22 protein-coding genes are annotated in these 20,046 nt (G+C 37.8%); 11 read left to right on the forward strand and 11 right to left on the reverse strand.

Features of this window, described 5'->3' with window-relative positions:
* Window positions 1-43: 43 nt before the first annotated feature.
* Window positions 44-304: a hypothetical protein gene (locus tag G6554_RS06755; protein ID WP_166240034.1), complete on the reverse strand. Its 261-nt coding sequence runs from the start codon at window positions 302-304 to the stop codon at window positions 44-46.
* Between the two features lie 178 nt (window positions 305-482).
* Here G6554_RS06755 and G6554_RS06760 point away from each other — a divergent pair, with 178 nt between their 5' ends.
* Both G6554_RS06760 and G6554_RS06765 read left to right on the forward strand, forming a co-directional pair.
* On the forward strand, window positions 483-971 hold the full coding sequence (locus tag G6554_RS06760; protein ID WP_166240036.1) for an Hsp20/alpha crystallin family protein: 489 nt from the start codon (window positions 483-485) through the stop codon (window positions 969-971).
* A 124-nt stretch (window positions 972-1,095) separates the two neighbouring features.
* On the forward strand, window positions 1,096-1,506 hold the full coding sequence (locus tag G6554_RS06765) for a hypothetical protein (protein ID WP_166240038.1): 411 nt from the start codon (window positions 1,096-1,098) through the stop codon (window positions 1,504-1,506).
* A gap of 95 nt (window positions 1,507-1,601) precedes the next feature.
* On the opposite strand, the gene G6554_RS06770 is transcribed toward G6554_RS06765, so the two are convergent.
* On the reverse strand, window positions 1,602-1,844 hold the full coding sequence (locus G6554_RS06770) for a YkuS family protein (protein WP_166240040.1): 243 nt from the start codon (window positions 1,842-1,844) through the stop codon (window positions 1,602-1,604).
* 101 nt (window positions 1,845-1,945) lie between these two features.
* On the opposite strand from G6554_RS06770, the gene G6554_RS06775 reads away from it, so the two are divergent.
* Window positions 1,946-2,083 (forward strand): YuzL family protein, encoded by a 138-nt coding sequence (locus G6554_RS06775; protein ID WP_166240042.1) that lies wholly within the window; start codon window positions 1,946-1,948, stop codon window positions 2,081-2,083.
* 60 nt (window positions 2,084-2,143) lie between these two features.
* Here the strand turns inward: G6554_RS06775 and G6554_RS06780 are convergent, their stop codons facing one another.
* Window positions 2,144-3,763 (reverse strand): ABC-F family ATP-binding cassette domain-containing protein, encoded by a 1,620-nt coding sequence (locus tag G6554_RS06780; RefSeq protein ID WP_166240044.1) that lies wholly within the window; start codon window positions 3,761-3,763, stop codon window positions 2,144-2,146.
* A gap of 388 nt (window positions 3,764-4,151) precedes the next feature.
* Complete coding sequence (locus tag G6554_RS06785) at window positions 4,152-4,754, reverse strand: SCO family protein (protein ID WP_166240046.1); 603 nt, start codon at window positions 4,752-4,754, stop codon at window positions 4,152-4,154.
* Window positions 4,755-4,917: 163 nt separating this feature from the next.
* Here G6554_RS06785 and G6554_RS06790 point away from each other — a divergent pair, with 163 nt between their 5' ends.
* The 3 genes from G6554_RS06790 (at window position 4,918) to G6554_RS06800 (ending at window position 8,317) form a co-directional block, all read left to right on the forward strand.
* Window positions 4,918-5,310, forward strand: a complete 393-nt coding sequence (locus tag G6554_RS06790; protein ID WP_166240048.1) for a CidA/LrgA family protein — start codon at window positions 4,918-4,920, stop codon at window positions 5,308-5,310.
* On the forward strand, window positions 5,294-5,971 hold the full coding sequence (locus G6554_RS06795; protein WP_166240050.1) for an LrgB family protein: 678 nt from the start codon (window positions 5,294-5,296) through the stop codon (window positions 5,969-5,971). Before G6554_RS06790 ends, G6554_RS06795 begins: the two co-directional genes overlap by 17 nt.
* Before the next feature lie 420 nt (window positions 5,972-6,391).
* Window positions 6,392-8,317, forward strand: coding sequence for an endonuclease MutS2 (locus G6554_RS06800; RefSeq protein WP_166240052.1), 1,926 nt, complete (start codon window positions 6,392-6,394; stop codon window positions 8,315-8,317).
* Between the two features lie 40 nt (window positions 8,318-8,357).
* Here G6554_RS06800 and G6554_RS06805 read toward each other — a convergent pair whose 3' ends face one another.
* Entirely contained in the window at window positions 8,358-8,495 is a 138-nt protein-coding gene (locus G6554_RS06805; protein WP_166240054.1) for a hypothetical protein, read from the reverse strand.
* A gap of 54 nt (window positions 8,496-8,549) precedes the next feature.
* Between G6554_RS06805 and G6554_RS06810 the strand changes: the two genes are divergently transcribed.
* A complete protein-coding gene (locus G6554_RS06810; protein WP_207627537.1) occupies window positions 8,550-8,768 on the forward strand; it encodes a cold-inducible protein YdjO-related protein in 219 nt (72 codons plus the stop codon).
* 59 nt (window positions 8,769-8,827) lie between these two features.
* Here the strand turns inward: G6554_RS06810 and G6554_RS06815 are convergent, their stop codons facing one another.
* The gene (locus G6554_RS06815) at window positions 8,828-9,013 is read right to left on the reverse strand and encodes a hypothetical protein (protein ID WP_166240056.1); all 186 of its coding nucleotides are present in this window, start codon (window positions 9,011-9,013) and stop codon (window positions 8,828-8,830) included.
* A 128-nt stretch (window positions 9,014-9,141) separates the two neighbouring features.
* Window positions 9,142-9,276 (reverse strand): protein YhfH, encoded by a 135-nt coding sequence (gene yhfH, locus G6554_RS06820; RefSeq protein ID WP_149870597.1) that lies wholly within the window; start codon window positions 9,274-9,276, stop codon window positions 9,142-9,144.
* Window positions 9,277-9,535: 259 nt separating this feature from the next.
* On the opposite strand from yhfH, the gene G6554_RS06825 reads away from it, so the two are divergent.
* Both G6554_RS06825 and fdhF read left to right on the forward strand, forming a co-directional pair.
* The gene (locus tag G6554_RS06825) at window positions 9,536-11,686 is read left to right on the forward strand and encodes a PAS domain S-box protein (protein WP_166240057.1); all 2,151 of its coding nucleotides are present in this window, start codon (window positions 9,536-9,538) and stop codon (window positions 11,684-11,686) included.
* A gap of 137 nt (window positions 11,687-11,823) precedes the next feature.
* On the forward strand, window positions 11,824-13,887 hold the full coding sequence (fdhF, locus tag G6554_RS25685) for a formate dehydrogenase subunit alpha (protein ID WP_347564282.1): 2,064 nt from the start codon (window positions 11,824-11,826) through the stop codon (window positions 13,885-13,887).
* Between the two features lie 56 nt (window positions 13,888-13,943).
* Here the strand turns inward: fdhF and G6554_RS06840 are convergent, their stop codons facing one another.
* On the reverse strand, window positions 13,944-14,597 hold the full coding sequence (locus G6554_RS06840; RefSeq protein ID WP_166240063.1) for a potassium channel family protein: 654 nt from the start codon (window positions 14,595-14,597) through the stop codon (window positions 13,944-13,946).
* A 29-nt stretch (window positions 14,598-14,626) separates the two neighbouring features.
* Window positions 14,627-15,964, reverse strand: a complete 1,338-nt coding sequence (locus tag G6554_RS06845; protein ID WP_166240065.1) for a TrkH family potassium uptake protein — start codon at window positions 15,962-15,964, stop codon at window positions 14,627-14,629.
* A gap of 278 nt (window positions 15,965-16,242) precedes the next feature.
* Between G6554_RS06845 and G6554_RS06850 the strand changes: the two genes are divergently transcribed.
* A complete protein-coding gene (locus G6554_RS06850; protein ID WP_166240067.1) occupies window positions 16,243-17,745 on the forward strand; it encodes a NarK/NasA family nitrate transporter in 1,503 nt (500 codons plus the stop codon).
* Window positions 17,746-17,959: 214 nt separating this feature from the next.
* Entirely contained in the window at window positions 17,960-19,261 is a 1,302-nt protein-coding gene (locus G6554_RS06855; RefSeq protein ID WP_166240069.1) for an MFS transporter, read from the forward strand.
* 72 nt (window positions 19,262-19,333) lie between these two features.
* Here the strand turns inward: G6554_RS06855 and G6554_RS06860 are convergent, their stop codons facing one another.
* Both G6554_RS06860 and G6554_RS06865 read right to left on the reverse strand, forming a co-directional pair.
* Window positions 19,334-19,513 carry an H-type small acid-soluble spore protein gene (locus tag G6554_RS06860; protein ID WP_166240072.1) on the reverse strand — a complete coding sequence of 60 codons (180 nt, stop codon included), beginning with the start codon at window positions 19,511-19,513 and terminating at the stop codon, window positions 19,334-19,336.
* A 113-nt stretch (window positions 19,514-19,626) separates the two neighbouring features.
* Window positions 19,627-19,815: a hypothetical protein gene (locus tag G6554_RS06865; RefSeq protein WP_166240074.1), complete on the reverse strand. Its 189-nt coding sequence runs from the start codon at window positions 19,813-19,815 to the stop codon at window positions 19,627-19,629.
* Window positions 19,816-20,046: the final 231 nt, after the last annotated feature.

Genomic DNA, 20,046 nt, shown 5'->3' on the forward strand with positions numbered 1-20,046 from the left:
GAAATAGGCCATGGAAAGAAACTCCTTTCCATGGCCTATTTTTTTAGGTTTGCCTATCGACTGTCATTGGTCGGGAGTCGAAGGAGGAGGGAGAGTCGATTTGGTCTTTATCATCGACAAAGCTTCTCGTACCTATAAAGTCACTTTTGTCACCAAAGTTTTGCCCGTAGCCCTGATTTTTTTTATCTGAATTATGCCATTCAGCTAATAGATTCTGCCCAATATTTACGGCAGATGCATTTTCAAAGGAATTAATTTTAATCATAAATATATTTATATTTATATATGGAATCGGTACTGGCATCTAATCTCCTCCTTTTTCCTTGCTAATAACTATATGCGATTTTTTAATGTTTATGAAACAGGCATAATAGTTGGATTAAATTTCGAATTAGATTAGTAAGATGGAAGTAGGAGCGATAAATATTAATTTCCTTTTTTACTCCACACATATTTAAGAGGAAAGAAAGGGGTGTGGATTGATGGAGATGGATAAATTAAAACAATGGATGGACATTGCCAAGAATATGCATGGGGGAGACTTCTGGAATAATATATTTGATCAAGATTTCGCAAAGCAATTTATGAACGAACAACAATTCACCCAGCCGTCTGCCAATACTAACGGACCATCTGGTCGTGAGGAGAAAACCACGCGTACATTCCCGGTCATTGATGTATTAGAGAATGCGAATGAGGTGGTGGTTATGATTGAAGTTCCCGGAGTTAGGAAGGAAAACCTGGAATTAGGGCTAAACGGCACAATCCTCACCGTCAAAGGAAAGGCATTACCAATCCATCCGCAATTAAATTTAACCTACTCAGAAAGATTTTATGGAGAATTCCAAAGACAAATCACCTTACCGGATTCTGTTAGTCCCAATCAATTAAATGCAAAGTTTTGGAACGGTATCCTTTTCGTTAGTTATCAAAGAACAGTTGAAAAAGGAGAAATTATTCCTATCGACTAAACTGATTTTGCCCTGAGATCTTTGACGATCGAACATTTATGTTCGATTATTTCATGATTGGACATGTTTAGCTGTTTTCTCTATATAAATGTAAGTAAGGTATAAAATAAGGGAGTTTGTGAGCATGTCACTTAGAGATGTATTCCTATTATTCAGTAAAAATGATGGAGAAAAGGAATTAAAGAAAAAGTTACTTTCCTTAGAAAGTAATATCGAAGAGTTAAAAAAATCGCTGCACGACTTCCAAGAACAAAAGGAAAAGGATTACAAGCCACCAGAACCGCCAATCATCATTGAAAAAATAAATATAGAAAAAATAATTTTAGATAAATATGAACTAAATAACAATTTTGGGCAGCTTGGAATTAAAGAATTAAAAGGGAAATTAAATATAGGGGCGACATATGGGAGTGAATTTACCCCCAAGTTTGATGAAGAAGATAAAATAGAAGAGGTGCGGAATGAAAAAATGAAATCAAGCTCTAAAGAAAGGGGTCCTAAGGTCAATATTCACGCGAAAAAGGAGAATCAATAAAAGACTAAAGTGGATTCCTTTAGTCCTTTAAATGTTAAACTGCTTTGAATATTGTCTAGCTCCATACGCCGAGAACCAGGCGCCTTACGCTTTTATTATTGCAGCCTGCTTTCGACCTGCTGGCATACTTCATCAGCTGACATTCCATTTGCATCGATGACAGAGCCTTTTGTATAGGTATCCTGCATACCCATTACGTTTGAATCAAGGCCAGTAACAACACAACAGTCACAATTTTGTGCATCTGACTCCTGCTTCAGCTCAATCACATCATGACCTTTTTCCCTAAGTGCTTGTTGAATATTTGTAAGCGATTGTTCTACTCCAACTTTTGCCATACAAAACACCTCCTCCTGTAAATTATCTTGCCAAAGATTACGGTAAATATTCGGTATAGCAACCATTAATTTTCCGAAAGATAGTAGGGGAGGTGTATCAAATGGGAAAACGTAGTAAACGAAAAGCTGATCCATCCACAATTGGGCTTAGTTCGCCGCAAGTAGAGGGTCAAGGAACAACCATGACTGAAACAGGATCACGAGAAGAACCATCTTCAAGAAAAAAACAAAAGAGATAGTAGAAAAGGAAAAGGATGTCCCGGGGTGACTTAATCGCACCTGAGACATCCTTAATATGATTATTTGTACATTTCCGCAACTTGCTTTTGTATTTCCTCATTCTCAAGATATTCGTCATAGCTCATTTGCTTATCTACTAAACCATTTGGCGTAAATTCAAAAACTCGATTGGCGATCGTTTGAATGAACTGATGGTCATGTGATGAAAAGAGCATCGAACCCTTGAAATTGATTAATCCATTATTTAGAGCCGTGATGGATTCTAAATCTAAATGGTTGGTTGGCTCATCCAGCAACAATACGTTTGCTCCATTTAACATCATTTTTGAGAGCATACAACGTACTTTTTCTCCACCAGAAAGGACACTTGCTTTCTTTAGCACTTCCTCACCGGAAAATAGCATTCTTCCTAAAAATCCGCGCAAGAAGCTTTCACTATCATCCTTTGGAGAGAATTGACGAAGCCAATCTACCAGGTTAAGATCACTGTTCTCAAAATACTCGGAGTTATCCTTCGGGAAGTAAGCCTGTGAAGTAGTGATACCCCACTTAAAAGTGCCACTGTCTGCTTCCATTTCACCCATTAATATTTTAAAAAGAGTGGTTTTTGCAACTTCGTTAGTTCCTACAAGCGCAATCTTATCTCCCTTATTCATAAAGAAGCTAACATTATCAAGAATTTTAACCCCATCAATCGTTTTTGTTAAACCTTCCACTCGTAATAAGTCATTACCGATTTCACGCTCTGGTGTAAACCCAACAAAGGGGTAACGGCGAGAAGATGGTCTGATGTCATCAAGGGTGATTTTATCTAATAGCTTCTTCCGGGATGTTGCCTGCTTTGATTTAGAAGCATTTGCACTAAATCGGGCAATAAAGCTTTGTAGTTCCTTAATTTTTTCTTCCTTCTTTTTATTCTGATCCGACGCCATTCTTGATGCCAACTGACTAGATTCATACCAAAAGTCATAGTTTCCGACATAGATTTGAATTTTACTGAAGTCCAAATCGGCGATATGCGTACACACTTTATTTAGAAAGTGACGGTCGTGGGATACTACAATAACGGTATTTTCAAAGTTAATTAAGAAATCCTCTAGCCATTGGATGGCTTTAATGTCCAAGTGGTTAGTCGGCTCATCGAGAAGTAAAACATCAGGTCTACCGAATAATGCTTGTGCAAGTAATACCTTCACTTTTTCGGAACCCGTTAATTCGGCCATTTTTTTGTCATGAAGCTCTTCGCCAATCCCAAGACCTTTTAACAGAATAGCTGCTTCAGGCTCAGCTTCCCAACCGTTTAATTCAGCAAATTCACCTTCGAGTTCTGCGGCTTTCATTCCGTCTTCATCTGTAAAGTTTTCTTTCATGTAGATAGCATCTTTTTCCTGCATGACCTCATACAATCTTGAGTGACCCATGATAACGGTTTTTAAGACTTCAAATTCCTCATATTCAAAATGGTTCTGTTTAAGTACAGCCATCCGTTCATTTGGACCAAGTTGAACTGTTCCGGTTTGGGCTTCAAGTTCTCCGGACAAGATTTTTAAAAAGGTTGATTTTCCGGCACCATTCGCACCGATTAGCCCGTAGCAATTACCCGGTGTGAATTTAATATTTACGTCTTCAAATAACTTTCGGTCACCATATCTTAAACTTACATTACTTACAGTAATCATGATCAAAACATCCTCCAAAAAACATATTGCTTTAAATTATACCATTAAAATAGGAGAAGAGCGAATTTTTTCAAGAAGAGTGGGAAGGCTCAAGAAAATTTTTCTAAAAATATTTTCCCATATTCACACTTTATTCATATATTTGTTGTAGAATTGACCTAAGATGTTTTAAAGAGGGTGAAAAGTATGGCAAAAAAACAGCTTACTGAACTCGTAAACAAGTTAAAAAAAGCTGGTATTAAAGCGAGTCTAACCAAACCAAAGTCCAATTACCTTTTATCAATGCAGCAACTGAAAAAATATCCTTCATCCGTGAACTAATGAGAAAAATAGGTGATAAAAAGCGATTAATCCAAGAGGACTAACCGCTTTTTTTATGCTTCCGCATCTACTTAATATTATCAATAATCTTATCGTACACCGCTTTTTCTTTAAATTCTTCCCCCATTGGAAACTTTGCAATAAATTTGTTGTTTTCATCTACCAAATAGGTGAAGGTTGAGTGGACAAATTGTCCGTTCCCTGGATCCTTGTATTGAAATTGCAGGGCATCCGTCACTTTCCTTACTTCTTTTTGCGCCTTTTTCATGTTTTGCTTTTCCCCGGTTAAGAATACCCAATTTTTATCATCTTTTATGCCAAATCCTTCTCTATATCCTTGTAAGGTTTCAGGGGTGTCACGATAGGGATCAATGGTGATGGTGACAAATTCGATAGTCTTACCATAAACCCCTTTTTTAACTAAATCCTTTTTTAATTTAACCATTTTTTGGGTGGTGGTAGGACAAACATCAGGACAATGAGTATAGATAAATTCAATTAGCTTTAATTTTGTTTTATCTTTGCCAAATTGATAGGAATCCCCATTTTGGTTAATCAATGAAACATCTGCCGGAATTGCCGCATTTGCATCCCGAATAAGAAAAAAAGCGATTCCTCCTGCAATGCCCAGGAATACAGCAAGACTGCAAATTAGATAGATTTTTTTCATCACAAACCCTCCTACAACTAAGATAAAGAAGTTTTCCGCAAAAAGAAATGGATATTTTGTGAACAAAAGTGGATGCGCCAAAATGATTATTCATTTATACTGGATTATTATTAGTGATTTTTGAAAAATCAGATTTTTTTGAGGAAGATAGGTGTTAGGGAAGATGAAAAGGGTTTGGAAATTTACGATGCAATTGGTTATTTTGATCGTAATCTATCAGCTTGGGAATTGGGTAGTCCGGTTCTTCCATTTGCCGATTCCCGGAAATGTCATTGGCATTGTTTTTTTATTCGTTTTACTTTGGCTTGGTGTCATTAAGTTAGAACAAATTGAATGTGTATCCGCTTGGCTGTTAAAACATCTAGGTTTCTTTTTTATACCGATTTCAGTTGGTCTCATGACACTAGGAGATATTTTTGCTGCGAAAGGTTTGTTGCTTTTGGTTATTCTAATTTTTAGCGCTTTTATCGGTTTGTTATCTGCCGGGAAAGTAACCCAAACCGTTATTGTGAAAAATGAGAAGGAAAAAGTCACCTATCATGATCACGCTCTATAGTATTCTCCTAACCGTTTCTGCGTATTTATTGACTCGTTTCTTAGGAAAAAAATATTCTTCGCCATTAACTAGTCCCGTATTTTTAAGTACATTGATCATTATTTTTTTATTAGTGGTTTCAAATATTTCTTTTGATGAATATAGGCCGGCAAAAATGATCATGACCTATTTACTGGGCCCGGCAACCGTTGCTCTCGCAGTCCCCATCTATAAAAATCGTAACATGTTCAAAAAATACTTCTGGGCAGCTTTGGTAGGGTTGTCAATCGGAATTGTTACCACCATTACATCTGCCATACTATTAGCCAAATGGATGAACCTTTCTGAGATGTTCATCCGTGCCTTCACGGTTAAATCAGTTACGGTACCGGTTGCTACGGAAATAGGAAGAATCATTCATGGAAATATCTCACTAATTGCTGCATATGTCATCATTACGGGAATGATTGGCGCAATGTTTGGGGCCAAACTTTTGAGCGTATGTAAGATCAATCATCCATTTGCAAGGGGGCTTTCGATTGGAACGATTGCACATGGTATCGGTACTGCCGAGGCGGTTAAAGAGGGGGAGATCCAAGGTGCTGTAGCAGGCGCAGCGATGGGAATTGCAGCCGTGTTAACCTCGTTTATCATTCCGATTATTATTGGTTTTATTGTATAAAATAGTTTGATGGCCAGTTGACAAATGTTTCTAATTGCCATATTCTAAATATGAATCTAAATTTATTAAATGTGTCTAGCTTCAGCGCCTAGGGGCGCTTACGCTTTTCTAATAAGGGAGTATGTTTTATGTTAGGTGTCGTTCTTAACTAATCCAAACAATTGGATCGTTTCATTCTTGGCATCCCCCATTTCATTTTAACGGAATGTAGGGTTTATTTAGCTATGGAATGAAAGTTAAGAACAATGTGGCACGCATAAGCATACATCTTTTTCCAATGTAGCTGTGTACACTCGTGTAGACAGTTTTTATTTTGGATAAATATTTGTATGAGAATGAGTGGAAACCCCTGCTCATCATTTTTAGCCGCAATGACATTGTTCATTGCGGCTATTTTTATATTATTTAGGAGGCTAAAAAATGAATCAACATACTATTAAAACATTGGACTTTAATAAAATTTCTGAAATAATGGCTACTTTTGCATTAACAAAAGAAGGGAAAGAGAAAATCAGCTCGATTACCCCATCAACGAATATGAAGCAGATTGAAGCATGGCTTGAAGAGGTGTCTGAAGCAGTTGAGATTTTGAAAAAGAGTGCCAGCGTCCCTGTTCATGGGTTAGACGGGATGGAACACCTGCTAAATAACATGAATAAAGGAGTAGCGCTTAGGGCTGATCAGTTGGCAAAACTATCGGATTTCCTGGATTGCTGTGGAAAAATGCGAAGATATATGAAGGATAAGGAATTTTATGCACCACGTGTGTCCTCTTATGTCAAGGGCATTGATGAATTACCCGAACTTGCAAATGAAATCATTCGTTGTATCCGTAATGGTTGCGTCGATGATTATGCAAGCAAGGAATTAATAAAAATAAGGAAACAAATCGCGATCCAAGAGGAACGGCTAAAAGAAAAAACACTGCAGTTGACGAGATCGAATAAGTATAAATCCTATTTACAGGAGCTGGTTGTAAGTCAAAGAAATGGAAGATATGTCATTCCGATTAAGAAGGAATATCGAAACAAAATAAAAGGAACAGTGTTAGATACCTCTGCCTCAGGTTCAACTCTTTTTATCGAGCCCGAAGAAATTTCAGTATATCAAGACCAACTATCATGGCTGTTTGCAGATGAGGAGGTCGAGGTGCAAAAGGTGCTTACCTATTTAACAGGGCTTGTCGAAGAAAAGGAACAACAGATTCGGTTTGCGATTGAAACCATGGTTCATTATGATTTCATATTTGCCAAAGCCAAGTATAGTAGGTCAATTAGTGGCAATAGGGTAAAGATCAATGAATCCGGTGAATTCGATTTAATGGAAGCGAGGCATCCCCTTCTTGGTGTAAAAGCAGTACCTTTGTCTGTAAAGCTGGAAAAGGAACAGCGTGCCTTAGTGATAACAGGACCAAATACCGGCGGAAAAACGGTCACCATCAAAACCATTGGCCTCTTAACCCTTATGGTACAATGCGGATTGCATATCCCTGCATCAGCAGAAAGTTGCCTTGGCATTTTTGAACGAATTTTAGTGGATATAGGCGATGGACAAAGTATTACCGAAAATTTAAGTACCTTTAGCTCTCGAATTGTTAATATCATTGAAATTTTAAAAGAAACGAATGATCGAACATTAGCATTATTAGATGAACTTGGATCAGGGACAGATCCAGGAGAAGGAATGGGGCTTGCAACAGCTATCTTAGAAACACTTTATGAAAAAGGAGCAACCATTCTGGCAACAACACATTATAGCGAGATTAAGGAGTTTGCGGAAGCACATCGGGGCTTTATCAATGGGTCAATGGAATTTGATTTAACCACACTGAGCCCGACCTACCGCTTACACATTGGCAGAGGGGGAGAAAGCCAAGCATTTGCGATTGCCTTAAAGCTCGGTGTCCATCCTAAAATCATCGAAAGAGCACACCGAATTACTTACAAGGAAGAGAAGCAATATACAAGCGATAGCACCGATGGTTGGAAACTAAGGGACCAAGAGAAACAGGTAATAATTAATAAATATCAACATCGAAATAAAACGACAAAAGTAGAAATGAAAGTTACACTTTTTCACCAAGGTGACAACGTGAAAATATCGCCGGCAAATGAGTTTGGAATTATCTATTCAGGGCCCGATCAGCATGGAAATTATATGGTCCAAATAAAAGGAGAAAAGGTCTTAATTAATCATAAAAGGATTACACTCTATATAGCCGCTTGCGAGCTGTATCCTGATGATTATGATTTCGATATTATTTTTCAATCAAAAGAAAATAGAAAAAAGAGGAAACTTCTTTCAAAAAGACACGATGAAACGATTACGATTGATTACAATCAATAAGCTTAATTGGAGTAAAAACGGAGTCTCTTGGGTTCCGTTTTTACTGTTTATTTTGTAGAAAGTTTTTCGCAAGCAATTTTTTTACTTCATTATAGCTTAATCCAGATTGGCTGTTTAGCCGCTTTACTTCTTCGATATTTGTACCGGCTTTAGTATATCGGTTGTGATTCAATGCCATTGTTTTCTCTACCCCCTAAGTTAAAAAAATATGTGGAAATGAAAATGCCTTTTTTTGTACATACTAGAAATAAAGGAGGCGGTTCCCATTTTTTACGGCAGAAGAGCAAAAGATGAAGAAATTGAAACCATACTCGTTGAAACAGAAGTCTATTCTTGTATGGATAATTCCTGTATAGGCTGGATGAGAAAGGATTTTGTTGCAGATGACTTAATGTGCCCGATGTGTGGCAATGAAATGATGCAGGAAGTACGAGAGCTTCCTAAAATTTAAAAAGAATCCTGTTATCAAAGACTGTCATCATAATGGGACAGTCTTTTTATTTTTGGTTTTTAAAGATTTTCGTTTTGCTGGTGAATCTCATCCCCGGCAATAATGCTGTTTGCTTCTTCGAGAAGCTTATGCTCATCAACAGAATCCCCGGCAATATTCCTTTTATTTGGATAAATCGACCCATTCTCTATCGTCACTTCTGGTTCCTTAGCCGCCGGTGTTAAATAATCTTTCTTTTTAGCCATGCAACTTCATCTCCTTAGATATAAGGATTTGCATAGTGAAAAAGGTTTATACTTGGCGATTTATCTCCAAAACGGAAATAAATTGAAAGCAGAAGAAAAGCTCTCCGCAATCCGGAGAGCCTTGGTCGTTATTCTTCTCTTTTCGATAAGCAGCGATCACATTCCATTAAGTAACTTTCGGCTTGTTCCTCCATATGCTGACCACATTCTGGACATTCCTTTTTTGGTAGGTTACGGAAAAATTCAACTGGACTCATTAACATTTTAAAACTCCTCCTTTAGTAATACAGTTTATTTTATTCCCTCTTGTTATAGTACAGTATAAACAAAAAAAATAAAAATGTGTAGACTTTTTTAAAAAAAAACTAAAGTTTTTTAAAAAATAAGTCTTTTATCACGAAACCTCTATGAATGTTCTTATTAAAAATAAATGATTGCGCTTAGCAAATAGTTCTTCCATACACGTAAACTTTACATTACAATCATAGTAGAATCATTGTGTACCAGGAGGGATGCTGGTTAATGAATGCACTACTAGGAACGTTTCACCCGTACTTTATTGTTATTGCTATTGGTTTAACCATTATGGCGTCATATACATCATTAGATATGTTTACTTTAATAAGGTCTTCCAACCAAAATAAACGACTTCTGTTCCTTGGCGGTTCATTATCCATGGGAATTGGAATTTGGGTCATGAATTTTATGGCACTCATTTCTGCAGATACAAATCGGCTTGCCAGCTATCATATTCCACTGACAATTCTATCAATTTTTATCGGTATTGCGTTTACCGGTATGGCGTTTTTGGCCCTTTTTGGAAAAACGATTAAATTGCCGCATTTACTTATTGGCAGTTTATTTTTAACCTTAGCCGTCATAGCGATTCAAGTAATCGGTTTATATGCTATGGACGTAAGCATTAAGTATAACGTATTGCTGCTGCTTTTTTCGGTATTTGTCATTTTTGGCTCATTTTTATTTTCTTTATGGATCCTTTTTTCTTCAAGTTATTCACAAGGTCATCAGTCTTGGTTAAAACCGGTCAGTGCGCTGATTATATCTGGGGCTATTACTGAAGGCCATTTCCTATTAAAACGGGCAGCAACTACCACAAGTGAGGTGGTACAGAGCTCAAACACAGATAGTCCCTTTTTTATCTTTTTGGTGTTATTTGTTTCAGTCTTAATCACTGGCGGCCTCATTATTTCGAGTATGTTGATTAGTAAACAATTAGCTGCAACCGATACCAATCTAAAGGATATAAAGGCTGCACTGGATGCATCGACTATTGTAGCAATTACTGACCGGTATGGGAACATTTCCTTTGTAAATGATAAATTTGAGGAGATATCCAAGTATCAAAAAGAAGAGATTATTGGCAAAAACCACAGGATATTAAACTCAGGGTATCATCCAAAGGAATTCTTTCAACAGTTATGGAAAACGATACAGGCTGGTCAGATTTGGCGCGGGGAAATCCGAAATAAAGCGAAGGACGGTTCCTTTTATTGGGTGGATACTACGATTGTCCCTTTTTTAAATAAAAAAGGTAAACCTGTCCAATATATTGCTATTCGCTCGGATATCTCTAAGCGAAAAAAAGCTGAAGAAAATCTAAGAGAAACCATCAAAGAAAATGTAGATATCAAATTTGCTCTTGATCAATCGTCGATTGTTGCATTTACGGATGCCAGAGGGAAAATTACCAGTGTAAATGAAAAATTCTGTGAAATTTCAAAATACAGCCGCGAAGAAATCCTTGGTATGGACCATAGAATCCTAAATTCAGGCTATCACCCGAAGGACTTTTTCAAGAACCTTTGGAAAACAATCGGTGAGGGGAATGTTTGGAAAGGGGAAATTAGGAATAAGGCCAAAGATGGAACCTATTATTGGGTAGATACGACGATCGTTCCATTTTTAAATGATCAGGCCAAACCATACCAGTATCTTGCCATTCGAAATGATATTACAGAACGGAAGAAAACTGAAGAGGTACTCCATCGCCAAGATAAGCTTGCTGCCGTGGGTCAATTGGCTGCGGGGGTCGCTCATGAAATACGCAATCCACTTACATCGATGAAAGGGTATACCGAATTTTTACAGTTAGATGAAAAAGATCCAGAACGGATGGAGTTTTTAAATATCATTCTTGATGAAATTGACCGGGTTAATACGATTGTTGAGGATTTTATGGTGTTAGCGAAACCAAAGGCAGTTGAATTAGAGGAAAAGAATGTTGTTCCGGTGATAAGAAACGTGGTGTCACTGCTTGAATTTGAAGCAAGAAAGAAGAATGTTCGCTTATCCTTTAATTGTAATCATGAAATTATTCAAATTGAATGTGATGAGAACAGATTAAAGCAAGTTTTCCTAAACTTTATTAAAAACGGAATCGAAGCGATGCCAAATGGCGGAGACTTACTTGTGAAAACGGTGATACAGGATAACAATGTGCAAATTTCAATTCAGGACTCAGGGGTCGGGATCCCGAAAGATAAATTGCAGAAGCTAGGTGAACCGTTTTACACTACGAAGCGTAATGGAAATGGTCTAGGATTAATGGTTAGTTTTAAAATTATTGAAAGTCATAATGGGAAAGTATTTGTTGAAAGTGAGCCAAATAAAGGAACAACCTTCAATATAGTATTACCCACAAAGATTGCTTAAAACGAGGGATTTTCCCTCGTTTTTATTTTTTTGAAAAAAAGACATAATTTTTTGAACAAAAGGAGCCTTTAAACGCAATAAATAGATTAATATTATTATATAGATAGTAAGTAAGGTTATTTTAGGGAGGGAAAATAGTGGGTGAAGCAAGTTTGGTAAAAACAATCTGTGGATACTGTGGTACTGGCTGCGGCTTGATCGTAGAAGTGAAGGACAACAAAATTATAAAAATCCGTGGCGATAAAGAAGCGACAGTGAACAAAGGGCAGACATGTGTAAAAGGTGCATTTGCCTATGAGTATGTCCATGCTAATAATAGATTAACATCACCGCTTATTCGTAAAGCCGGTCAGCTGGTTGAAGCCACCTGGAAAGAGGCCTATGAATTTATTGCTGAAAAATTAACGGGGATCAAGACGAAATGGGGTTCTAATGCGATTAGCATGTTTGCTTGCGCACGAAGTACGAATGAATCCAATTTTATTACCCAAAAGTTTATGAGGACGGTTATCCACAGTAATAATATTGATGGCTGTAACCGAACGTGACATGCACCTAGCGTTGCCGGTCTGGCAACTGTTTTTGGAAGCGGTTTCCCTACAAATACTCTTGAAGATTTTGATAAGGCCGAAGTATTGCTTTTAATGGGTTCAAATACGACTGAATCCCATCCGATTATTGCGAACCGTATGAAAAAGGCAGTAAAATCAGGACTCAAAATAATTGTCATTGATCCTAGAAAAATAGATATGGTGAAGGTGGCCCATCGCCATTTACAGATTAATGTCGGTTCAGATATTGCCTTAATTAATGCTTTTATCCATGTTATTCTGAAGGAGAATCTATACGATCATGCCTTTATCGAGCAGTTTACGATTGATTTTGATCGGTTAGAAAAACAAGTAGAATCGTATTCACCAGAATATGCAGCCTCGATTACTGGTGTAAGTGCCGAAGATATTGTTGCTACAGCGCGAGAGTACGCCACATCTAGCGGCTCGATGATTGCATATACACTTGGGATTACAGAGCATCATTGCGGAGTAAACAATGTGTTTGATATTGCCAATCTTGCCTTATTAACCGGGAATATTGGAAAGGAAGGGACAGGAATCATGCCACTCAGAGGTCAAAATAATGTCCAAGGAGCAGGCGATATGGGTTGTCTTCCTAACCAATTAACAGGAGCAATGAGCTTAGCGAATGAGGAATTCCGTGCCCGTTATGAAAAGGAATGGAGAGTAGAACTCAATCCGCAAGCGGGTGATACCCAAACCCGTACCTTCGATCGGTTGGAAATGGGCGAGCTTAAGGCTCTCTATATAATTGGAGAAAACCCGCTCCTTGCAGACGTAAATATGAATCATACAAAAAAGCTTTTCGACATGCTTGATTTGTTAATCGTCCAGGATATTTTTATGACTGAAACAGCAAAAATGGCTGATGTTGTCCTGCCTGCCCGTTCATGGGGAGAGGTCGATGGTACGTATACGAATACGGACCGAAGAATTCAACTTGTCCGTAAGGCTGTTGATGCCCATCCAAATACGAAAGAAGATTGGGTCATTCTGAGTGAGCTATCTACTTTAATGGGCTACCCGATGCACTATAATAATAGTGAAGAAATCTGGAATGAAGTGAGAAAGCTTGCCTGGGAGATGTATGGCGGTATCTCATATGAGCGGCTTGAAAAAGAATATAGCATCCATTATCCATGTCCGGATGTAAACCATCCGGGAACATTCATCATGCATGAACGTTTTCATAACCAACTTCCGGTCGTGAAAAAGTCTCCATTTGTCCCAGTAGATTATACGGAGCCATTAGAATTGCCTGATGTTGAATACCCATTTACGTTAACTACGGGACGGCGCTATGAGTCCTATAATACACATACACAAACACGCCACTATGCTTCAGGAGTTAAAGTGAAACAAACAGAAGAAACGGTTGATATCCATCCAGATGATGCATCGGCACTTGGGATAACGGATGGGGAAGTAGTACAGGTTCGTTCCCGTAGAGGGGAGCTTGAGGTGAAGGCAAAGGTTACTGAACAAGTGGTCCCAGGCCTTGTCTTTATGAGTTTCCATTGGAGTGAAACACCTACAAACGTGTTAACATTAAATGAATATGACCCTATTTCCGGGACAGCAGAATATAAAGCATGTGCGGTTGCTATTTCAAAGGTTACTAATTAGTAGTGATTAGTTCAAAACACACTTCTAGTATTATAAAGAAGTGTGTTTTTTCGCATCTAATGGAGATTTGCAAATTTCGCAAGGTCTCGATTTTCGCCTATGACTACCAATACATCACCATAATTTATTTTCTCATCTGGTGAAGGGGAGATATGGATGTCGTCGTTATGACGTATCGCGATGACACTAAGATTAAACCTAGCCCGTAAGTCTAGTTCTCGTAAAGTTTTTTCCCTCATCCGATCCGGAATTTTCACTTCCTCCACACTATAATTTTTTGAAATCTCAATGAAATTCAAGACATGTGGTGATAATAGCTGATGGGCAACGCGGATTCCCATATCCCGCTCAGGAAACACAACCCAATCTGCACCAACCTTTTTTAATACTTGACCATGGAGTTTGTTGATTGCTTTTGCGATCACATTCTTTACCCCGAGTTCTTTAAGTAGTAATACAGTAAGGATGCTAGCTTGTATATCATTCCCAATTGCTACAATCACAGTATCAAAATTACGTATCCCGATCGATTTTAGTGCTTCTGCATCGGTGGAATCAGCAATAACGGAATGTGTGGCAAATGGATGTGACTCTTCAACCCGTTCCTCATTCACATCCAAGCCCAGAACCTCCTGACCGGATTCATATAACTTATTGGCAATGCTAAGCCCAAATCTTCCTAAACCAATAACCGCGTATTGATTAGCCATAGTTCCTAAATCCTCCTTGATGAAATAACCTACCCGATCATGATTTTTCCTTTAGGATAACGGAAAGCATCAGGGTTTCTGCGCATTGTCACTGCAAAGGCAATCGTTAATGGCCCAACCCTTCCAGCAAACATGGTAAGAATAATCATCGCCTTCCCAATTGGTGACAATTCAGGTGTCAATCCCATCGAAAGCCCGACGGTTGCAAATGCCGATGTGACCTCAAAGATAATGGCTAAAAAATCTTTCCCATGTTCTGATACTGTTAAAATAAGTGTCATGAGCATGACTAGAAACAAGCCGCTAAAGGTCACCGTCAATGCCTTATAGATCGTTTCATATGCAATCCGCTGCCGATAAAAAATGACGTCGTCTTTCCCACGAATTTGCGACCAGACGGCACCCATCAATGTAGCAAATGTAGTAGTCTTAATCCCGCCTCCGGTGGATCCTGGAGAAGCACCGACAAACATCAGAAGAATGATTAATAATAGTGAGGCTTGCGTTAAATCTCCAATATTTAATGTATTTGCCCCTGCAGTTCTCGCGGTAACGGATTGAAATAATGCCCCAAGAATTTTCCCTGAAAAGGTTAATGGTTTTAGTGTCAATCTATTTGAATATTCCAGAAGGAAAATACCTGCTGTACCAACTGCTAGTAAAATTAAACTTGTTGCCAGAACCATCTTGGTATGCAAAGATAATCGCTTTGAGCTTCGATATTCAAATAGCTCATTCATGACAATAAAGCCAATCCCTCCGATTATGATTAACGAACTAACCGTTAATGTGACTGTCGGATCGTCTACATAGCTAGTAAGACTGTGATATTTACCCATTAAATCAAATCCTGCATTGTTAAAGTTAGAAATTGCGTGAAAAATACCAAAATAAATCGCTTTTCCCAGTGACATATCAAAGGAAAAACGGATAGATAATAGGGTTGCACCGATCAATTCAATGACACCGGTAAAAATTAATATTCGTCTTGCTAACTTGACAATCCCTTCTATCGATATATTATTTAAAGATTCCTGAAGTAAAATTCTTTCCTTTAAGGAAATTCTTTTGCCTAATAAAAAGGCAAATAATGTGGCAAACGTCATAAACCCGAGCCCGCCAATTTGAATCATAAACAAAATAACTAATTGGCCAAATAACGTAAATGTGGTACCTGTATCAACGACCACTAGTCCAGTGACACATGTGGCGGATGTGGCTGTGAAAATGGCGTTTACTAATGTAAGGCCTTGACCATTGGTTGTTGAAACAGGGAGAGTTAATAGAATTGATCCTACTAAAATAATGGCGGCAAATCCAAGTACAAGAATCTTGGGGGGATCAAGAAAGTCCTTTTTCTGATGCATCGTTTTTCTCCCTATTCTATTTTTGACTTTTAACAAAAAAATCCACTGTATAGTTACAATGCCAACATGTTAGAATACTTATTACAGGAAAAATATACTACTGCATTTAAATTATGTAAATAAATTATTTTTATTTTTGTACCATACCTCACAGTTTTAAAATGAATTGTGTTCTATAATACATTAAGAAAAATTTCCCATGTAATGGTTTTATTCTGTAAATATATAACGGTTCATCTGAGGGTATAGTAAAAGGAATGGGAACGAGGAGGATGAATATGAAACAAGGAACAAAACAGCTCATTATTCAAACGGGAAGTCTTGTTGCTGGCTTTATGGTTTGGGTGCTTATTTCTTCATTAATGCCTTTTATTAAGGAGGATATCCCCTTATCGTCAACTCAAATTGCATGGGCAACGGCTGTACCCGTCATTTTAGGGTCATTGCTACGGGTACCAATTGGTTTTTGGGCCAATCGGTTTGGAGCTAGAATTTTATTTACGATTAGTTTTATTATTTTGTTGGTACCAATCGCACTTTTAAGCTTTGCAAATTCAATCCTTATGTTGATTTTAGGAGGATTTCTGCTTGGAATTGGCGGAGCAGTCTTTTCGATTGGGGTCACCTCATTACCGAAATACTATCCTAAAGAAAAGCATGGCTTTATAAATGGAATATATGGTGCAGGTAATATTGGAACGGCCATCACATCATTTGCAACACCTGTGTTAGCTAATTCCTTTGGTTGGAGGACGACGATTCAAATATTTTTAATTATTGTCCTGATATTCGCTATTATTAATTTCCTATTAGGAGATAAAAAAGAACACAAAGTAAATAACTCAGCAAAAGAGGTAATAAAAGAAGTATACAAAAATCCGAAACTTTGGTTTTTAAGTTTATTTTACTTCATCACATTTGGTTCCTTTGTTGCCTTTACGATTTATTTACCTTCTTTTTTAGTCAATCACTTTGAATTAGATAAGGTAGATGCAGGCTTACGTACTGCTGGTTTTATTGCCTTGGCTACTTTTTTCAGACCTGTAGGGGGGTGGCTTGGCGATAAAATCAACCCTTTTCTTATCCTTATGGCTGTCTTTTTTAGTTTAACCTTTGCAGGGTTCCTACTTTCATTCACACCATCTTTGCCGATCTATTCATTTGGATGTTTATTGGTTGCTTTCTTCGCAGGGATTGGTAATGGAGCCATTTTTAAGCTAGTTCCATTTTATTTTTCAAAGCAAGCAGGGATTGTCAATGGTATTGTTGCAGCAATGGGAGGTCTGGGGGGGTTTTTCCCGCCAATCATCTTAACAATTCTGTTTAATTGGACTGGACATTACGCGATTGGTTTTATGTCGCTATCCGAATTCTCGTTGGCAAGTTTAGTAATCGTTGTTTGGCTTTATTATCAAGAAAAGCTTGATATTTCCGCTAAAATTGTGAACTACGCAGTGGATGGTATCTGTGTGACCGATATAAACGGAATCATTCAGAGCATCAACCCGGCGTTTACAAAGATCACAGGTTATAGTAAGGAAGAGGTAATTGGTAAAACACCGAGTGTCCTGCAATCCGGTGAACATGATAATGACTTTTATAAAAACATGTGGGCGAGTCTTAAATCAAACGGAATTTGGGAAGGGTATATTTGGAACAAACGAAAAAATAATGAGATTTATAAAGAATGGTTAACCATTACAGCCATCAAGGATGATGCAGGGGAAATAAAAAATTATGTAGGAATGTTTTACGAAGAGAATGACCGTTCTAAGGAATAAATGACATGTGGGACCTTCAAAATCGAAGGTCCCTTTTTTATGTCAAAAATAGAATTTGTCGACTTTTTGACAATCCCTTTGTGTTCACAGTTCCTTCACTATTTTTGTGACGAACGTCACAAAAATCATGTTACCATGTGGTTTATATTAACATCATCAACAACAACTAATAAATCAAAATATCATTTACACAACCATATTGGGGGAGAAATTTATGGCACGTATTAATTATTGGAATCCAGAAGATGAAAAGTTCTGGAAAGCTGAAGGAAAAAAACATGCAAGACGAAATCTTTGGATCTCCGTACCATCTTTGATGCTAGCATTTATCGTTTGGCAAATTTGGTCCGTTGTTGCAGTTAGACTTAACGATATTGGGTTCCACTTTACCGAAGAACAATTATTTACACTTGCTGCTATCCCTGGTCTTGTGGGTGCAACCCTTCGTTTTGTCTATACGTTCGCTGCCGGGTCAATGGGTGGAAAGACTTTTACAGTCATTTCAACAGCCGTGCTTGCGATACCGGCAATTGGTATTGGTTTTGCTGTTCAAAATCCCGAAACACCATTTTCTATCATGCTATTACTTGCAGCCCTTTGCGGTTTAGGCGGCGGAAACTTTTCATCTTCATCAGCCAATATCAGCTTCTTCTTTCCTAAAAAGGAAAAAGGAACAGCACTTGGAATTAACGGCGGCTTAGGAAACATGGGTGTCTCTGTTGTACAATTCGTTACACCATTAATTGTAACTTCAGGAACTTTCGCATTAGTTGGCGGCAAACAAGTTTTAGCAAACGGACAGGAAGTTTGGTTACAAAACGCTGCTTTCATTTGGGTGATTCCAATTGTGATTATGACATTACTTGCGTTCTTTAAAATGGATAACGTTCCAGGAGCAAAACAAACCGTTGCAGACCAATTTGTGATTGTAAAAAGGAAACATACGTGGATTATGACAGCACTTTATGTAGCGACATTTGGTTCATTTATTGGATATTCTGCGGCATTCCCGCTGTTACTAAAATCTCAATTTCCGGAGCATATCTCCCTTGCCTTCCTTGGTGCATTGGTAGCAGCAGCGGCAAGACCTGTAGGTGGATGGATGGCTGACAAACTGGGTGGTGCTAGAGTAACGGCATATGTATTAGTGATCATGGGAGTAGGAGCAACAGGAGTTATTTACTTCTTGAATGGGAAACAATTTGCGGGATTCTTAATTGCTTTCTTAGTTTTATTCTTAGCATCAGGTATTGGTTCTGGATCAACATTCCAAATGATTCCGACTATTTTTATTCCAAAAGAAGCAGCACCAGTAATCGGATTTTCAGCAGCATTTGCGGCATATGGCTCATTCTTCATTCCGAAGCTTTTCGGATGGTCAGTAAATGCTACTGGAACACCAGTCACTGCTTTCTATTTCTTTATTGGATTTTACGTTATCGCATTTGGACTTAACTGGTTCTTCTATCAAAAGAAAGCAACTGGTGCAAAACAATTGGCAAAACAGGTTGGATGATTTCCGCCCACTTAGATATTGTAAAAAAGGCAGGAATTTATCCTGCCTTTTATTTATGAAGAAATGGAACAATTAATCTTCTAGTAGTTCACCGATTTCAACAGTCGTTCGTTCTTCAAGTGGACCCCGCAAATGAACTGTTGCCGTTTTCCCATCTTCATTTAATTGGTCAATCCATACAGAGGTCCCATTGTATTTTACTTCAATATCTGCTGTCGAGGATAAAATTTGTTTAACGCGGTTAACATTCATTGTTTTCACTCCTAAGAAGATAGTCAGTTTATTCTTTGTATTGAATGGTTTTTTCATACAAATGGGTTGATTTTTTATCCATTGTAACCGCTTTCTTCTATTATATATGTGTGTTACCAATCATCATGAAATTGAATCCGGACACCATTTACGGTTCCAGGTTCGTCAATACTTTCAAGGTTTGCCAAATAATTTGCTAACTCCATTTGCAGTTCTTTAGGAGCATCAGGTTTTAAATGCCAATTGCCGGGTTCATCCACAAAATAAGGACTATTGGTAAAATCAGGCCTAATTCTAGGCATAAAGGATTCCTCTTTTCATTTCATTGTTATGTCTTTTGGGGTTAGGATTTCCATTTATGATAAAATTATTCACAGAGACTTCGAAAAGATAAGTCAAAATTCACATTGCACCATCCTTGTTTCAAGTATATGATAGGTAGAAATGTAATTTTGATTTGGATGTAGCTGGAAATTACGTAGAAGTAGAAAATAAAAAATATGAAACTATTTATTTTCTAATCCGTCTTATAT

The sequence above is a fragment of the Bacillus sp. MM2020_4 genome, from assembly GCF_011250555.1.
GTDB lineage: Bacteria > Bacillota > Bacilli > Bacillales > Cytobacillaceae > Neobacillus.

Excerpts from the sequence above, each read along its gene's own strand:
- G6554_RS06790 (WP_166240048.1), top strand. The coding sequence starts at position 4,918 with ATGAAAAGGGTTTGGAAATTTACGATGCAATTGGTTATTTTGATCGTA.
- G6554_RS06855 (WP_166240069.1), top strand. The coding sequence starts at position 17,960 with ATGGCACGTATTAATTATTGGAATCCAGAAGATGAAAAGTTCTGGAAA.
- G6554_RS06815 (WP_166240056.1), bottom strand. The coding sequence starts at position 9,013 with ATGGCTAAAAAGAAAGATTATTTAACACCGGCGGCTAAGGAACCAGAA.
- G6554_RS06860 (WP_166240072.1), bottom strand. The coding sequence starts at position 19,513 with ATGAATGTTAACCGCGTTAAACAAATTTTATCCTCGACAGCAGATATT.
- G6554_RS06760 (WP_166240036.1), top strand. The coding sequence starts at position 483 with ATGGAGATGGATAAATTAAAACAATGGATGGACATTGCCAAGAATATG.
- G6554_RS06825 (WP_166240057.1), top strand. The coding sequence starts at position 9,536 with ATGAATGCACTACTAGGAACGTTTCACCCGTACTTTATTGTTATTGCT.
- G6554_RS06755 (WP_166240034.1), bottom strand. The coding sequence starts at position 304 with ATGCCAGTACCGATTCCATATATAAATATAAATATATTTATGATTAAA.
- G6554_RS06785 (WP_166240046.1), bottom strand. The coding sequence starts at position 4,754 with ATGAAAAAAATCTATCTAATTTGCAGTCTTGCTGTATTCCTGGGCATT.
- G6554_RS06840 (WP_166240063.1), bottom strand. The coding sequence starts at position 14,597 with ATGGCTAATCAATACGCGGTTATTGGTTTAGGAAGATTTGGGCTTAGC.
- G6554_RS06865 (WP_166240074.1), bottom strand. The coding sequence starts at position 19,815 with ATGCCTAGAATTAGGCCTGATTTTACCAATAGTCCTTATTTTGTGGAT.
- G6554_RS06795 (WP_166240050.1), top strand. The coding sequence starts at position 5,294 with ATGATCACGCTCTATAGTATTCTCCTAACCGTTTCTGCGTATTTATTG.
- G6554_RS06775 (WP_166240042.1), top strand. The coding sequence starts at position 1,946 with ATGGGAAAACGTAGTAAACGAAAAGCTGATCCATCCACAATTGGGCTT.
- G6554_RS06845 (WP_166240065.1), bottom strand. The coding sequence starts at position 15,964 with ATGCATCAGAAAAAGGACTTTCTTGATCCCCCCAAGATTCTTGTACTT.
- G6554_RS06765 (WP_166240038.1), top strand. The coding sequence starts at position 1,096 with ATGTCACTTAGAGATGTATTCCTATTATTCAGTAAAAATGATGGAGAA.
- G6554_RS06770 (WP_166240040.1), bottom strand. The coding sequence starts at position 1,844 with ATGGCAAAAGTTGGAGTAGAACAATCGCTTACAAATATTCAACAAGCA.
- G6554_RS06805 (WP_166240054.1), bottom strand. The coding sequence starts at position 8,495 with ATGGCATTGAATCACAACCGATATACTAAAGCCGGTACAAATATCGAA.
- G6554_RS06850 (WP_166240067.1), top strand. The coding sequence starts at position 16,243 with ATGAAACAAGGAACAAAACAGCTCATTATTCAAACGGGAAGTCTTGTT.
- G6554_RS06780 (WP_166240044.1), bottom strand. The coding sequence starts at position 3,763 with ATGATTACTGTAAGTAATGTAAGTTTAAGATATGGTGACCGAAAGTTA.
- yhfH (WP_149870597.1), bottom strand. The coding sequence starts at position 9,276 with ATGTTAATGAGTCCAGTTGAATTTTTCCGTAACCTACCAAAAAAGGAA.
- G6554_RS06800 (WP_166240052.1), top strand. The coding sequence starts at position 6,392 with ATGAATCAACATACTATTAAAACATTGGACTTTAATAAAATTTCTGAA.